Raw genomic sequence first — 14585 nt, forward strand, 5'->3', positions numbered from 1 at the left:
GGTGTCGGCGTCCCTGCCGGAGTTCCCGTGGGACACGCTGGCCGACGCGAAGGCGCTGGCCGCCTCCCATCCCGACGGGATCGTCGACCTGTCCGTCGGTACCCCGGTCGACCCCGTCGCGCCGGTGATCCAAGAGGCGCTCGCCGCCGGCGCTTCCGCGTCCGGGTACCCCGCCACCGCCGGCACCCCGCGACTGCGGGAAGCGGCCGTCGCCGCGCTGGCCCGCCGGTTCGGCGTTACCGGGCTGACCGAGGCCGCCGTCCTGCCCGTGATCGGCAGCAAGGAGCTCATCGCCTGGTTGCCGACGCTGCTGGGGCTGGGACCCGCCGACGTGATCGTGGTGCCCGAGCTGGCGTATCCGACTTACGAGGTCGGGGCGCGGCTGGCCGGGGCGCCGGTGTTGCGCGCCGATTCGCTGACCCAGTCGGGCCCCCAATCGCCGGCGCTGGTCTACCTGAACTCCCCGAGCAACCCCACCGGCCGCGTGCTGGGCGTCGACCACTTGCGCAAAGTGGTCGGCTGGGCGCGCGAGCGCGGCAGCGTGGTGGCCTCCGACGAGTGTTACCTGGGCCTGGGTTGGGACGCCCAACCGCTGTCGATCCTGCATCCGTCCGTGTGCGACGGCGACCACCGCGGGCTGCTCGCGATCCACTCGCTGTCGAAGAGCTCGTCGTTGGCCGGTTACCGCGCCGGTTTCGTCGCCGGTGACCCGGACCTGGTGGCCGAGCTGCTGGCGGTGCGCAAGCACGCCGGGATGATGGTGCCCACCCCGGTGCAGGCGGCCATGGTCGCGGCGCTGGACGACGACGCCCACGAGCGGGCGCAGCGCGAGCGGTACGAACGGCGGCGCACCACGTTGCTGCCTGCGCTGCGGGCGGCCGGATTCGCCGTCGACCATTCCGAAGCCGGCCTGTACCTGTGGGCCACGCGCGGCGAATCGTGCGCGGACAGCGTCGGCTGGCTGGCGGGGCGCGGCATCCTGGTGGCGCCCGGCCACTTCTACGGCCCGCGCGGCGCGCAGCACGTGCGCGTCGCGTTGACGGCCACCGACGAGCGGATCGCCGCCGCGGTGCAGCGATTGGGCTAGCCGGGCGCCGCCCGGCTGCCACCGTGGCGGCGGCGAACGTGCACAATGCATCGGAGGTGTTTCGCCCGCTCACGGTAAGGACGGTGGTCGTGACCACTTCGGCCGGCAAGCTACGCATCCCCCTTTCGGTCGGGGACATCGCCAAGCGGGTGTTCCTGGGCAAGCCGCTGGTGACCGAGGACATCGCCTCCGAGAAGTTGTCGAATCCGGTTGCGCTGGGCGCGCTTTCGCCAGACGCGGTGTCATCGGTCGCCTATGGTCCCGAGCAGATCTTGATCGAGCTGTTGCCGCACGCGGGGTTGGCCGCCTTTCTGTTGTTGTTGCCGATCACCGGTGTCATCCTGCTGATCCTGGTGCTGGTGGCCGCCTCGTATCGGCAGGTGGTCATGGCCTACACCCGGGCGGGCGGCTCCTACATCGTCGCCCGCGAGAATTTCGGGCCTCGGGTGGCGCAGATCGCCGCCGCCGCGCTGTTGATCGACTACGTGGTCACCGTCGCGGTGCAGTCGGCGGCCGGGACGGTCGCGGTGGTGTCGGCCGTCCCCGCGCTGGGCCCCTACAGCCTGGAAATCACGGTCGGTGTGGTGCTTGCCATCTGCTACGCAAACCTGCGTGGCTTGAAGGAAGCGGGCCTGCCGTTCGCGCTGGCCACCTATGCCTTCATCGGCATGGTCGGCGTGACCATCGTGGTCGGCGTCATCCGAGCGGCCCTGGGGAATCTGCCGATTTACGATCCCACGCACATGGCGGGAAGCGTGCCCGTTCACCAAGGCAACGGGCTGGTGCTGGGGGCCACGATCTTGGTGTTACTCCGAGCCTTCGCCAACGGCGGCTCGTCCCTGACGGGGGTGGAGGCCATCTCCAATACGGTCGACCACTTCCGAAAGCCGCAGGGCCGCAACGCCCGCCGAGTGCTCACCGCGATGGCCACCATCCTGGGCGTTTTGCTGGCCGGCGTCGCCTATCTGGCCCATGTCACCCACGCGACGCCGTATCTCACCGAATACCCTTCAGTGCTATCGCAGATCGGTCGCGCCGTCTTCGGCAACGGCGTGCTCGGCAACGTCTTCTACATTCTGGTCCAGGCCGCCACCGCCGCCATCCTGTTCACCGGCGCGAACACCAGTTTCAACGGGTTCCCGGCGCTGGCCAGTTTCGTCGCCGAGGACCGCTTCCTGCCGCGCCAACTCACCAAACGCGGTCATCGCCTGGTCTTCTCGAACGGCATCATCACCCTGACCGCGCTGTCGGTGCTGCTGCTGGTGGTGACCGGCGGCTCGGTCAACGCGCTGGTCCCGTTCTACGCGATCGGCGTCTTCACGGGGTTTTCGATGGCCGGCTACGGGATGACCAAACACCATTTGACGCACCGGGAACCGGGATGGCGCCGTCGCCTGGCGATCAACCTGTCCGCGGCGATCCTCTCCACGATCGTGGTGGGCATCTTCGCGGTGGCGAAGTTCACCGAGGGCGCGTGGCTGGTGGTCATCGTCTTCCCGCTGCTGGTGTTCATATTGACGCGGCTCAACCGCGAATACCGCGCCGAAGCAGCCATTCTCGAGATGTTCCGCACCGACCGCCCCGAGTTGGTGAAGTACGCGCGGCACCGGGTTTTCGTGTTCATCGACTCCGTCGACCTGGCGGTGATCGAAGCGCTGCGCTACGGCAGGGGGTTACGCGCCGACGAGCTGACCGCCGTCCACTTCATGGTGGACCCGGCCCACGCCGCCATGCTGCGAAAGCGTTGGGACCACTTCGATCTGGACACCCCGTTGCGGGTTGTCGACTGCCCGGACCGGCGGATCATCCGGGCCGCACAGCTGTTTGTCGCCAAGGCCCGCGACGAACAAGCGCGCACCAACGTGACGGTGCTGCTGCCGCGCCGGACGTACGGGCGGCTGCTGGGGCGGCTGCTGCACGACCGCACCGCGGACAAGATTTCCAGCGCGGTGAGCCTGATCCCCGACGCGGCCGCGACGATCGTGCCCTACGACGTGGAATCGCGCATCAGGGAGGCCTACCCGGACACCTTCGAGCAGCGGATCGCCGAGGAGATCGAGAAGCTCGAGGCGTGGGTTTCCCGGGGCGAGGACGAAAAGGTGGACGCCTACGAGCACCCGGAGCGGCCGCCGTCGGTCATCCTGGTGGCCGGTCTCATCTCTGGGCAACGGGCCACCGTCGAGGGACGGGTCAGCGAAGTCGAGGACGTCAACGACCGCGGGCGCACCCTGCGCGAGGTCGTCGTCGGGGACAACAGCGGGGAGATCACCATCACCTTCCGTCCCGGCCACGGCGGCGCCGACATTCAACCCGGACAGCTGTTGCGGATAACCGGGAAGCCCCGCCAGACCGGCAACCGGCCCATGTCGATGGTCGACCCGACGTATCAGGTCATCGAGGACCCCGCGGAGGCGGTCGACTCCGGTGAATCCGGAGACGCCGGCGAAGCGTAACCCCCGCCCGACTGCCCCCAAACCGAGCTGGCCTCATCGCGTTTCGCGTATTCCGCGCAGCCGGGCCGGCGATTTTCGCCGGTTCTCACGACCACCGGTGCGCTGCCGGAGAAAACGGGGCCGCCGCGCAGGCCGCGGCATCGTCGTCCCCCTACCGGCGCGACGGAGGCATTCGGCTCACCGTGGTGCTAACCATCGGCGCCCGGGCCCGGCGGCGCCTCCCGCCCGTCCCGCCCGGCGCCGCTGCAACCCGCGGCGCCCGGAGCTGGCCGAACGCCGCCGCGCGGCGGCCGCGGCACGGTGGCGGCGGCCCGGAAAACTCCTGTAAATTGGCCATCTTAAGTAACCGGCCGGTCACAGCCCGGTTTGATTGGTGAGCGATCTGGTGAAGGTCGTGGGAGGACTTCTACCGAGATCGGTGTTGAGGAGCCGAAAATGTCGAACAACATCACCTGGCACGAACACCACATCAGCCGCGACAGCCGGGAACGGCTCAACGGGCACCGAGGCTGCGTCCTGTGGTTCACGGGGCTCAGCGGCAGCGGCAAGAGCACGGTGGCCAACACCGTCGAGCAGAAGCTGTACGAGCGGGGCATCCGCAGCTACCTCCTCGACGGGGACAATGTCCGCTACGGTCTCAACGCCGGCCCGGACACCCTGGAGCCGCGCCACGGCGTGGCGTTCGCCAAGAGGTTCGGCCTGGGCTTCTCCGCCGAAGATCGCGAGGAGAACATCCGGCGCATCGGTGCCGTCTCGAAGTTGTTCTGCGAGGCCGGTGTCATCGCCTTGACGGCCTTCATCAGTCCCTACCGGCGTGACCGCGACGCGGTGCGCGAAACGCTGCTCGAAGGCGACTTTCAGGAGATCTTCATCGACACCCCCATCGAGATCTGCGAACAGCGCGATCCCAAGGGGCTCTACAAAAAGGCGCGTGCCGGCAAGATCAAGGGATTCACCGGCATCGACGACCCGTACGAGGCTCCGGTGCAACCGGAATTGCGGCTCGAGGGCGGTGCCAAGGACGCGGACACGCTGGCCGATGAGGTGATCGCCCACCTCGAGAAGGTTGGCGTCATCCCGGCGCTCGCGCGCAGCCAGGACGGCGCGGTCGGGGTTTAGGAATCGGCACGGGCGCCGGGCTGTTGGCCAGGAAAGTGTTGGACTACGAAGCAAGGGGCATCGAATGAGCTATACGGGTCACAACGACAAGCCGATCGTGGAGCGGGTGGCCACCGACAACGCGGCCGGCCGCATTCACGGCCTGGCGCGGGTGCCCATCTCGAAGGCGACGGCGCATGAGGTCATCAGCCTTTCCTACGGGTTCTTCACGCCGCTGACCGGGTTCATGGGCCGGCAGGACGTCGACACCACGCTGGACAAGTTGGCGCTGCCGGACGGGACGCTGTGGAGCATTCCGATCGTGTTCGACCTGTCCGCCAACGACATCGAGAAGCTGGGCGTCGAAGAGGGCGCGAGCGTGGTGCTGGAGTACACCGACGTTCCGATCGCCATCCTGGACGTCACCGAAATCTACGAGTACGACCTGCAGCGCCTGGCTGAGAAGACCTACGGCACAACGGATCCCCGTCATCCCGGGGTCAAGAAGACGCTGGCCTACGCGGACCGGTTCGTCGCCGGGGACGTCACGCTGATCAACGAGCCGGTGTTCAACGAGCCCTTCAAGAGCTTCTGGCTCACGCCCAGGCAGCACCAGGACTTGCTCGCGGAGAAGAACTGGACGCACGTCGTCGCGCATCAGACCCGCAACGTCCCGCACACCGGACACGAGGCGCTGATGAAGCAGGCTTGGCTGGCCGCCAACGAAGACCAGCCGGTCGACGACCTGAGCACGGGCGTGCTGGTCAACGCGATCATTGGGCAGAAGCGGGTGGGCGACTACATCGACGAGGCGATCCTGCTCACCCAGGACGAGCTCAGAAAGAGCGGATATTTCCGGGAGGACGTCCACAAGGTGACCTTCACGCTGTGGGACATGCGATACGCGGGACCGCGCGAGGCGATCTTCCACGCCATCCTGCGCACCAACCTCGGGTGCACTCACCACATGTTCGGTCGCGACCACGCGGGCGTCGGCGACTTCTACCACCCGTACGACTCGCAGAACCTCCTTCAGGAACACCGGTCGGAGTTGGGCATCAAGCCGGTGTTCCTGCGCGAGAACTGGTATTGCCCCGAGTGCCGGGAAGTGACCAACTCGGCGCTGTGCGGCCACGATTCCACGGCGCAGAGTTTCAGCGGAAGCCTGATCAGGAGCATCCTGACCGACGAGGTGAAGCCAACGCAGCAGGTGATGCGGCACGAGGTGTTCGAGGTGGTTCTCGAGGCCGCCGCCAAGTACGGCCAGGGCTCGCCGTTCGTCACCGAGGAGTACCTGGCCGACCGGCTGCCCGTGTTCACGCTGAACCCGTTGGAGGGATCCCGATCATGAGTGGCGACGCCAAGAAGATCAAGGTCAATGTCTGGATCAACGAGGAACGGCTCGAGGCGCTGGCGAAAGCGGGAATGGCCGACTCGGCGAAGGAAGCCTTCGCAGGGATGAAGCTCCTCGAGATCTACACCACGGAAGAGCAGAAGGACATTGTCCTGCAACGCTTCCCGGGATCGAAATACGACTCCGCCACCACCAAGTCCATCGAGTTGCTGCCCAAGAAGGTCAAGGACAGGCTGCTGGAGCTGTCCATCGCGCTGCACTCCACGGGTCCCGACGTGGTGGACCGCTTCCTCGCCGAATCGCAATCCTAGGCCCGGCGCTCACGCGTCGAGCCGGGTGAACTCCTGACGGCGGTACTGCTCGACGCAGGCGGCGCGCCGGATCTTGCCGCTCGTCGTGGTGGGAATCGACCCCGGCGACACCAGCACGAGGTCGGCGACATTGAGACCGTGCGAATTCGAAATCGCCGCGGTCACATCGCTTTTGACGACGTCGAACCGGCGCGACACCTCCTCGTCGGAGTCGCCGCGCTTCTTCATTTCGATGATGGCGACCAGCTTCTCGGTCTCCTCCACCGGCACGGAGATCGCCGCGACGCGGCCCCCGGTGATGCCCTGCACCGTCGACTCGATGTCCTCGGGATAGTGGTTGCGGCCGTAGACGATCAGAAGATCCTTCGTCCGGCCCACGATGAACATCTCGCCCTCGCAGACGAACCCGAGGTCGCCGGTGCGCAGCCACGGTCCCTCGGGTGTGCCCGGCGACGGGTCGGCCACGATGCCGCCGAAGGTGCGTGCGGTCTCGTCGGGCTTCTGCCAGTACCCACCGGAAACGTTCTCGCCGTGGATCCAGATCTCGCCGACCGTGCCCGCCGGGCATTCCCGGCGGGTCTCGGCGTCGACGATGCGCACCGCCGGCGATGTCGGCATGCCGTAGCTCAGGAGCGGCGAGCCGCGCTCCGGCGAGCAGCGTTGCGCGGCGCCCTCCGACAGTTTCTCGGATTCGAAGTGGACGACCCGGGGGCCGCCGCGGGTGGTGCGGCTGGTGACGTAGACGGTGGCCTCGGCCAATCCGTAGGACGGGCGCATCGCGCGCTCGTCAAAGTTGTACGGCGCGAAGCGTTTAGCGAACCGATCCAGCGTTGCGGGGTGGATGCGTTCGGCGCCGCTGACGATGCCCAGGACGCGTCCCAGGTCGACGCCCTCCAGGTCGGCGTCCTTCGTCTTGCGGACGGCCAATTCGAAGGCGAAGTTCGGGGCCGCCGACATCACCGGTGCGCCGATCGACATCGCCTGGATCCAGCGTGCCGGTCGTTGCAGGAAGGCGACCGGACTGGTCAGGTTACCGCGATAACCACCCATGATCGGCGCGATGACGCCCAGCACCAACCCCATGTCGTGGTAGAAGGGCAGCCAGGAGACGGCGGCGGTTTCGCGTGGCGGTACGCCGTTGAATTCGACGAAGTAGGCGGCCATCAGCTGCTGGAAGTTCACATGCAGGTTGCGGTGCGAGATCATCACCCCGGCCGGCAGGCGCGTCGAGCCGGACGTGTACTGCAGGTACGCCGTGCCGGGGGCACCGCTGAGTCGGATGCTCGGCGCGGAGGTGTCGTCCAAATCCAGCGCATCGACCTCGACGACGGCCGGGGTGGTGGTCGAGCCCGGCTGCTGGAGGTACTCGGTGACGGTTGCGGCGACGGCCTTCGTGGTGAGGATGACGGTGGGCGTGGTGTCGGCCAGGACAGCGCTCACCCGTTCGTCGTGTGCGCCCACCGCCGGGACGGACAGCGGCACCGCGATCAGCCCGGCATGCATCGCGCCCAGGAATGCCACGATGTAGGGCAGGCCCTGCGGGGCCAGGATCACGGCCCGGTCCCCGACGGCGCCGTGCCGCCGCACCTCGTGCGCGACGTTCAGGGTCCGCTGGTACAGCTGCGCCCACGTCAACGTCTCGGTGACGCCCGCCAAATCGTGGTCGTAGTCGGTGTACCGGAACACGATCTCGTCGGGCTGCAGACCCGCGCGTTCACGCAGCAGGGAGACCACCGACGCGTTCTGCATGCGGGTCAGGCTACCGCTCTTGCGCCGTTTGCGGACCACGGTCGCGTCAGGCCCGGCCTCCGGCCGCGGGCCGCCGCGCGCGCCCGGCCGCTCCCGGCCGCGGTTCACCGACGAGAACCGGTGTACCGCAGGCCGTTCAGGGTGCGGCCGGGCCGTGGTCCCAGGTGTGCGGCAACATCGGTGTGCGCGCGGCGCCGTCGAAGGCATCGTCGCCCAGCGCGGTCAGTCCGGCCGGCGCGGTGGCCCCATTGGCGGGTGCGGTTCCGGTGAAGCCCAGGGTTTCCGCGCCCCGATCCGAGGGGCTCGACGACGGTTCCGCGTCGAGGTATTCGTATCGACGGCCGAGTTGCCTGATATCCGCCCGCCGGCGCCGCGCCTGCGACACCTCGCGCTCGGCCTCGGCCGCCGCGGGGACCTCGACCAGGTCGGACTCAGCCGAGCGCTTCGCGCGCGCCTTTGCGCTCACCGACCCGCGGGCATCGGCCGTCAACTGGCCGACCAGGTACGCCAGACCCGGCATCGTCGCCCCGGGCGGCACCGACGGTGTCGGCGGCGGTGGGCCGGGCGTGGGCGGCGCGGGTACCGCGGCGGGCGCCGCCGCCGGCGCGGCCACGGGCGCCGGAGCCGGGCTGGGCGTGGGCGGCGGGGTCGGCGCCAGCGCCGCCGGGACGAACGACGGGTCCGCCAGAACCGGAGACACCGGGATGGCATGCAGCCCAGCCAAACCCGTCAGGCCGGCCAGACCACCGACCAGGGCGGGCACCACCAACGGAATCACCGGGATGGTCAGCAGGGGCACGATAGCCGGGATCAGCACGATCATCTGCTCGAGCAGCGTCTTGATCAACGCGATGGTGTCGGTGATGATCGTGCCGATGGCTTCGATCGCAGTGAATAACAATGTCCAGGCGATGGTCGCGGGATTGCCCGAAGCGAACGCCGCCGCGAGGTCGGCGGCGATGAACGAAAAGGTTTGCGCCAGGTAGGCGAAGTACGAACCGAAATCCATCGGATAGCCGAGGGCGAACGCGATGTTGAACGGGTTCAGGAAGCTCAGCGGGTTGCCCAGGACGGGCAGCCACGGGTCGAACCCGGAGAACAGCGCCTTGAAGAACGGGTTGTTCATCAGCAGGTCGATGAACGGCTGGATGAATCTGTTGTAGAAGTCGACGAAGCCGATCCGCTCGAGCCAGTCCAGCACGTCGTTCTGCCGGTCGGGGGGCAGCGACGACACGGAGGAAGCGGCCGCCAGCGTGTCGGCGGCCATGACCCGTGGGGCCGGCGTCGCTTCGGGGGCGGCGGCCACCGCGGCGGTGGCGACGCCCTCGTAGGCGCTCATCACGCCGGCCGCCTGGACCCACATCCGGGCGTAGTCCGCCTCGTTGAGCGCGATTGGGATGGTATTGATGCCAAAGAAATTCGTCGCCACCAGCGCGGCGTGGGTGGCGTGGTTCGCGGCCAACTCGGGCAGGGTCGGCATGGCGGCCAGGGCGGTGCAATAGGCAACGGCCGCCGCTTGCTGCTGGGCGGCCATGGCCGCGCTGTCGACACCGGCGCGCGCCAGCCACGCGAGATACGGGGTGTGCGCGGCCAGGTAGGCCTCGGCGGTCGTTCCGCCCCAGGCTCCTGCCTGCACCGCGCCCAGCAGCGCGGTCAACTCGGCGGCGGCCTGGCCGTACTCGGCGCTCAACGAGCTCCAGGTCGCCGCGGCCGCCAACAACGGGCCGGGGCCGGGTCCGCTGCCCAGTAGCGCCGAATGCACCTCGGGAGGGGAGGCCATCCAGATCGGGGCGGTCATCGACCGCTGCCTTGGGCGGTGGCCAAAGCCCTTGCCGCGGGGATCGTGCGGTCGGGTGTGGACTTGTTGTGGGCGCAGCGTCGGGGCGCCCATTCGGTGGTGGCGTCGACGGCCACCCATGCCTGGGGACGGGACATGGTGATTGACAGCTCTCTCGGGGTGCACCGCCCCGGGTCGCAGGACGCAATGACGCGAGTGTCCTGGCTCTCGGATCGCTGCTCGCCTCGCCTTCCAGCTTGTCAGCCGTGGCAGTTGAGGGTCGCTCCCCGATGACAGTGGCGGGACCGCGCCGGATTCGCACCGGCTTCCTGCATCGTCATCACCTTACGGGTGACATTGTCGCATGGGTTGCGAGTGCCGGTTGGCAAAATCCCGCCAAAGCGCCCGGCGAAGGCGCGTCAGCCGCCTTCGGTGACCCGCAGGGCCAGTGAAAACAGCAGCCTCGCCTCAGGATCGGCCAGTGACGTGTCCAACAACTTCTCGACGCGCCGGATGCGGTAGCGAACCGTGTTGGGGTGCACCCGCAACTCACGTGCGGCCGATGCGATATCGCCGAAGGCGTCCAGATACACGCGCAGCGTAGCGGCGAGGACGGGATCGTCGGCCCGCAGGCCGACGATCCGCGGGTCGGTCAAGCGCTGCTCGCGGCCGATCAGGGCGACGATCTCGTCGAGCAGGACGGTGGTGCGCGCCTCGGCCAGCGACGTCACCGGTGGAATCGAAATGGGATGCCGCGCAGCGCTGTCCAGCACGCGGTCCAGCTCGGCGCGCGCGCCGGCGATTCCGGCAAGGCCCGCAACCGGCGCGGCGATGGCGGCCCGCAGCTGCACCCCGAGCTCCGTGCGCATCGCCGCGATGGTGCCGCGGACCCACGAGGTGACGGCGCGGCTCTGCGTCTGCGGCAGCAGCACGTAGATGCGCGACCCGCGAGAGGCCACCTGGGCGTCCCGGCGAAATGCGCTGGCGCTCAGCGCCATCACGTCGGCCAGCCGGACCTGGTGCGGCGTGGCGTCCCCGGCGTCCCAGCCGACCAGCGCCGCGGCGCCGTCGGCGGTGAGACCGAGTTCGCGGGCGACCGCGTCCGCGTCGGGATCGCCGTCGACCAAGCCCAACAGCTGCTGCACCCGCCGCGCGTGGGTGGACGGCCGGGCGGCCAGCCGCGCCATGATGCGCGCGGCCAGCACGGCCGCGCCCCGCAACATCTCCTCGGCGTCGTCGGCCAGGGGAAGGCTGCCCTGCTGCACCCAGATGGTGCCGGCGAACTCCGGCGGCCGCCGCGCGTCGGGTTGGTAGATCCCGACGGCCAGCCGGGGGCGCAGACCCAACTCCGGGCGCTCGGCTACGCGGATCACCCCGTCCCCGGCCCGTAGCGCGTCGAAAATGCCCCACTGGCCGATCCATTCGAGATGCTCGGGCGGTCCCGCCCGGCCCAGGATGGACAGGCGACGCAGTTCGTCGGCTTCGTCGTTGGAGGCCGAATACGACAGCACCTGCGACTGGGCGTTCTCGATGCTGACCATGCCGTGGATGCGATCGGCCAGCGACTGCGCCAAGCCGAACAGGTCGGTGCCCGAGTCTTCCGCCGCATCGGCACGGTCGCCGTGGTGCGCCAGGACGTGGTTGACCAACTGATAGAGCCGCTCCCAGCGCGCCCGCGGCTCGACGGACACCACCGCCGCCCCGGCCCCGACCGCCGCGCTCACCAACGCGGTCGACGGCTCCTTCGCGAAGATCGCCGCGGGCACCCGCTCGCGCGCCTGCTTGGCGATCCAGCGCAACGCCTCGTCGTCGGCGACCCCCAGCAGGAAGAACACGTCGGCCGAGCCGGCGGCCGCCGCCAGCCCCAGCCGCACGTCGTCGCTGTCGATCAGAGCCGCCGAGCTCACCGGGAGGTCCAGCCCCCGCGGCGCCTCCTTCAGGCTGACCAGGGTCGCGTCCAGGGCCAGCAGCAGCTGTCCCAGCCCCACACCGGCCATTGTCCGATCGTACTACCGAATGGATCCGATATTGTCCGGTTGGCTAACTCGGGGGGTCGGCCTCGCGAGGATCCTGGCACCATGGACGCGATCACCGAAGTGCCGTTGCCGGCCAACGAGCCGGTCCACGACTATGCGCCGCACTCGCCCGAACGCAGCCGACTGCGCGGCCAATTGGCCGCGCTCGCCGACCACCCGATCGACCTCCCACACGTAATCGGCGGCAGACACCGAATGGGCGACGGCGATCGCATCGACGTCGTCCAGCCGCACCGGCATTGCGCCAAGCTGGGCACCCTGACGAATGCCGGCCACGCCGATGCCGTGGCGGCGATCGACGCCGCCACGGCCGCCAAGGCCGCCTGGGCTGCAATGCCTTTCGACGAGCGCGCGGCGGTGTTCTTGCGGGCCGCCGAGCTGCTGGCCGGGCCGTGGCGGGAGAAGATCGCCGCTGCGACGATGCTCGGCCAGTCCAAGTCCGCCTACCAGGCCGAAATCGACTCGCCCTGCGAGCAGATCGACTTCTGGCGCTTCAACGTGGCCTTCGCGCGCCAGATCCTGGCGCAGCAGCCCATCAGCGGCCCCGGCGAATGGAACCGCAGCGACTACCGCCCGCTGGACGGCTTCGTCTACGCCATCACGCCGTTCAACTTCACCTCGATCGCCGGCAACCTGCCGACCGCGCCCGCGCTGATGGGCAACACGGTGGTGTGGAAGCCGTCGATCACCCAGACGCTGTCGGCCTACCTGACCATGCAGTTGCTCGAGGCGGCCGGGTTGCCGCCCGGCGTGATCAACCTCGTCACCGGCGACGGCTTCGCGGTCTCCGACGTCGCGCTGGCCGACCCGCGGCTGGCCGGCATCCACTTCACCGGGTCGACGGCCACCTTCGCTCACCTGTGGCAGCAGGTGGGCGCCAACATCGGCCGCTACCAGAGTTATCCGCGGCTGGTGGGCGAGACCGGCGGCAAGGACTTCGTGGTGGCGCACCCCTCGGCGCGGCCGGATGTGCTGCGCACCGCGCTGATCCGCGGCGCGTTCGACTACCAGGGGCAGAAATGCTCGGCGGCGTCGCGGGCGTTCGTGCCGCGTTCGGTGTGGCGCAGGATGGGCGACGACTTCTTGGGCCAGACCGCCGCGCTGCGCTACGGCGACGTCACCGACCTGAGCAACTACGGCGGCGCGCTGATCGACAGGAAGGCGTTCGCCAAGAACGTCGACGCCATCGAGCGGGCCAAGAGCGCCGCCCACGTCACCATCGCGGTGGGCGGCGAATACGACGACAGCGTCGGCTATTTCGTGCGCCCCACGGTGCTGCTCTCCGACGACCCCACCGACGAGTCGTTCGCCACCGAGTATTTCGGTCCGCTGCTGTCGTTGCACGTGTACCCCGACGACGACTACGAACGAATCCTCGACGTCATCGACAGCGGCTCGCGGTACGCCCTGACCGGGGCGGTCATTGCCGACGACCGCGACGCCGTGCTGACCGCGCAGGAGCGCCTGCGCTTCGCGGCCGGAAACTTCTACGTCAACGACAAGCCCACCGGCGCGGTCGTCGGACGCCAGCCGTTCGGTGGCTCGCGCGGTTCGGGCACCAACGACAAGGCCGGGTCGGTGCTCAACCTGCTGCGCTGGACGTCGGCCCGCACCCTCAAGGAGACGTTCGTCCCGGCGACCGACCACACGTATCCGCACATGGCGGCCGACTGATGGCCGGCGTGTTCGCCAGTACCATCCGGCCGGCGATCATGGCCGCCAGCAGGCGACCGGGATTGCGCCGCGCCGCCGAAGGGCTGCCGGTGACCCGCCGGGTGGTGCACCGCTTCGTCCCCGGCGAGACGGTCGACAGCGCGCTGGACAGCGTTGCGGCGCTTCGCTCTTCGGGCCGCTTGGTCAGCGTCGATTACCTGGGCGAAGACGTGACCGACCCCGCCGACGCCGACGCGGCGGTGCGGGTCTATCTCGATCTGATCGGCCACTTCGCCCGGTTCGACGGCGGCACCCCCGTCCGTCCGCTCGAGGTGTCGCTGAAGTTGTCGGCGCTGGGACAGTCGATGGGGCGCGACGGGGAGAAGGTCGCCCGGGAGAACGCCCACGCGATTTGCGAGGCGGCGCAGCGGGCCGGTGTGTGGGTGACGGTGGACGCCGAAGACCACACGACGACGGATTCGACGCTGGCGATCGTGGGCGACCTGCGGGCAGACTTCCCGTGGCTCGGGGTGGCATTGCAGGCCTACCTGCGGCGCACCCTTGCCGACTGCGAGGAATTCGCGGCGGCCGGGGCGCGAATTCGGTTGTGCAAGGGCGCTTACGACGAACCGGCGGCCGTCGCCCATCGCGAGCCCGGCGCCGTCACGCAGGCCTACCTGCGCTGCCTGCGCGTGTTGATGGCCGGCTCGGGCTACCCGATGGTGGCCAGCCACGACCCGGCCATCGTCGAGGCGGTGCCCGCGCTGGCACGCGAATCCGGGCGTTCCGTAGCCGATTTCGAGTACCAGATGCTGTACGGCATCCGCGATCTCGAGCAGCGCCGGCTGGCCGAAGCGGGAAACCAGGTCCGCGTGTATGTGCCGTTCGGCACCCAGTGGTACGGCTACTTCATGCGCCGGCTGGCCGAGCGGCCCGCCAACCTGACCTTCTTTCTGCGGGCGCTGGCGCAGCGCGGACACTGAGTGTGCGTTGAGGGCTTTCAGTGTGCCGTCAGGGAGGCGACACGCCGACAATCAGCGCCCTGGCCGCACACTCGAAGCTCGCGG

Annotated in this window: 10 protein-coding genes and 1 riboswitch; of the genes, 7 read left to right on the forward strand and 3 right to left on the reverse strand. The window is 69.0% G+C overall.

Going from position 1 to position 14585, the window contains the following annotated elements:
• The first annotated feature begins 1 nt into the window (after position 1).
• The 5 genes from dapC (at position 2) to ACEL92_RS07025 (ending at position 6303) form a co-directional block, all read left to right on the forward strand.
• Positions 2–1087, forward strand: a complete 1086-nt coding sequence (gene dapC, locus ACEL92_RS07005; RefSeq protein ID WP_374026110.1) for a succinyldiaminopimelate transaminase — start codon at positions 2–4, stop codon at positions 1085–1087.
• Positions 1088–1176: 89 nt separating this feature from the next.
• Entirely contained in the window at positions 1177–3540 is a 2364-nt protein-coding gene (locus tag ACEL92_RS07010) for an amino acid permease (protein WP_374024901.1), read from the forward strand.
• Positions 3541–3975: 435 nt separating this feature from the next.
• Positions 3976–4659 carry an adenylyl-sulfate kinase gene (gene cysC / locus ACEL92_RS07015; RefSeq protein ID WP_374024902.1) on the forward strand — a complete coding sequence of 228 codons (684 nt, stop codon included), beginning with the start codon at positions 3976–3978 and terminating at the stop codon, positions 4657–4659.
• A gap of 64 nt (positions 4660–4723) precedes the next feature.
• Positions 4724–5989, forward strand: a complete 1266-nt coding sequence (gene sat / locus ACEL92_RS07020) for a sulfate adenylyltransferase (RefSeq protein ID WP_374024903.1) — start codon at positions 4724–4726, stop codon at positions 5987–5989.
• Complete coding sequence (locus ACEL92_RS07025; protein ID WP_068081209.1) at positions 5986–6303, forward strand: hypothetical protein; 318 nt, start codon at positions 5986–5988, stop codon at positions 6301–6303. The genes sat and ACEL92_RS07025 overlap by 4 nt, the downstream gene beginning before the upstream one ends.
• Positions 6304–6312: 9 nt before the next feature.
• Here ACEL92_RS07025 and fadD21 read toward each other — a convergent pair whose 3' ends face one another.
• From fadD21 to ACEL92_RS07040, 3 genes are all read right to left on the reverse strand, one after another.
• On the reverse strand, positions 6313–8052 hold the full coding sequence (gene fadD21 / locus ACEL92_RS07030) for a fatty-acid--AMP ligase FAAL21/FadD21 (RefSeq protein ID WP_374024904.1): 1740 nt from the start codon (positions 8050–8052) through the stop codon (positions 6313–6315).
• Positions 8053–8188: 136 nt separating this feature from the next.
• A complete protein-coding gene (locus ACEL92_RS07035) occupies positions 8189–9850 on the reverse strand; it encodes a PPE family protein (protein WP_374024905.1) in 1662 nt (553 codons plus the stop codon).
• A 173-nt stretch (positions 9851–10023) separates the two neighbouring features.
• A riboswitch (cobalamin riboswitch) is annotated at positions 10024–10206 on the reverse strand.
• Between the two features lie 42 nt (positions 10207–10248).
• A complete protein-coding gene (locus ACEL92_RS07040; protein ID WP_374024906.1) occupies positions 10249–11826 on the reverse strand; it encodes a PucR family transcriptional regulator in 1578 nt (525 codons plus the stop codon).
• A gap of 81 nt (positions 11827–11907) precedes the next feature.
• On the opposite strand from ACEL92_RS07040, the gene pruA reads away from it, so the two are divergent.
• Together pruA and ACEL92_RS07050 are read left to right on the forward strand one after the other, a co-directional pair.
• Complete coding sequence (gene pruA / locus ACEL92_RS07045; RefSeq protein WP_374024907.1) at positions 11908–13539, forward strand: L-glutamate gamma-semialdehyde dehydrogenase; 1632 nt, start codon at positions 11908–11910, stop codon at positions 13537–13539.
• Positions 13539–14501 (forward strand): proline dehydrogenase family protein, encoded by a 963-nt coding sequence (locus ACEL92_RS07050; protein ID WP_374024908.1) that lies wholly within the window; start codon positions 13539–13541, stop codon positions 14499–14501. Before pruA ends, ACEL92_RS07050 begins: the two co-directional genes overlap by 1 nt.
• Positions 14502–14585: the final 84 nt, after the last annotated feature.

This window comes from Mycobacterium hainanense, from assembly GCF_041890355.1.
Classification (GTDB): Bacteria; Actinomycetota; Actinomycetes; order Mycobacteriales; family Mycobacteriaceae; genus Mycobacterium; species Mycobacterium hainanense.

Excerpts from the sequence above, each read along its gene's own strand:
- cysC (WP_374024902.1), top strand. The coding sequence starts at position 3,976 with ATGTCGAACAACATCACCTGGCACGAACACCACATCAGCCGCGACAGC.
- sat (WP_374024903.1), top strand. The coding sequence starts at position 4,724 with ATGAGCTATACGGGTCACAACGACAAGCCGATCGTGGAGCGGGTGGCC.
- ACEL92_RS07025 (WP_068081209.1), top strand. The coding sequence starts at position 5,986 with ATGAGTGGCGACGCCAAGAAGATCAAGGTCAATGTCTGGATCAACGAG.
- fadD21 (WP_374024904.1), bottom strand. The coding sequence starts at position 8,052 with ATGCAGAACGCGTCGGTGGTCTCCCTGCTGCGTGAACGCGCGGGTCTG.
- ACEL92_RS07035 (WP_374024905.1), bottom strand. The coding sequence starts at position 9,850 with ATGACCGCCCCGATCTGGATGGCCTCCCCTCCCGAGGTGCATTCGGCG.
- ACEL92_RS07040 (WP_374024906.1), bottom strand. The coding sequence starts at position 11,826 with ATGGCCGGTGTGGGGCTGGGACAGCTGCTGCTGGCCCTGGACGCGACC.
- pruA (WP_374024907.1), top strand. The coding sequence starts at position 11,908 with ATGGACGCGATCACCGAAGTGCCGTTGCCGGCCAACGAGCCGGTCCAC.
- ACEL92_RS07050 (WP_374024908.1), top strand. The coding sequence starts at position 13,539 with ATGGCCGGCGTGTTCGCCAGTACCATCCGGCCGGCGATCATGGCCGCC.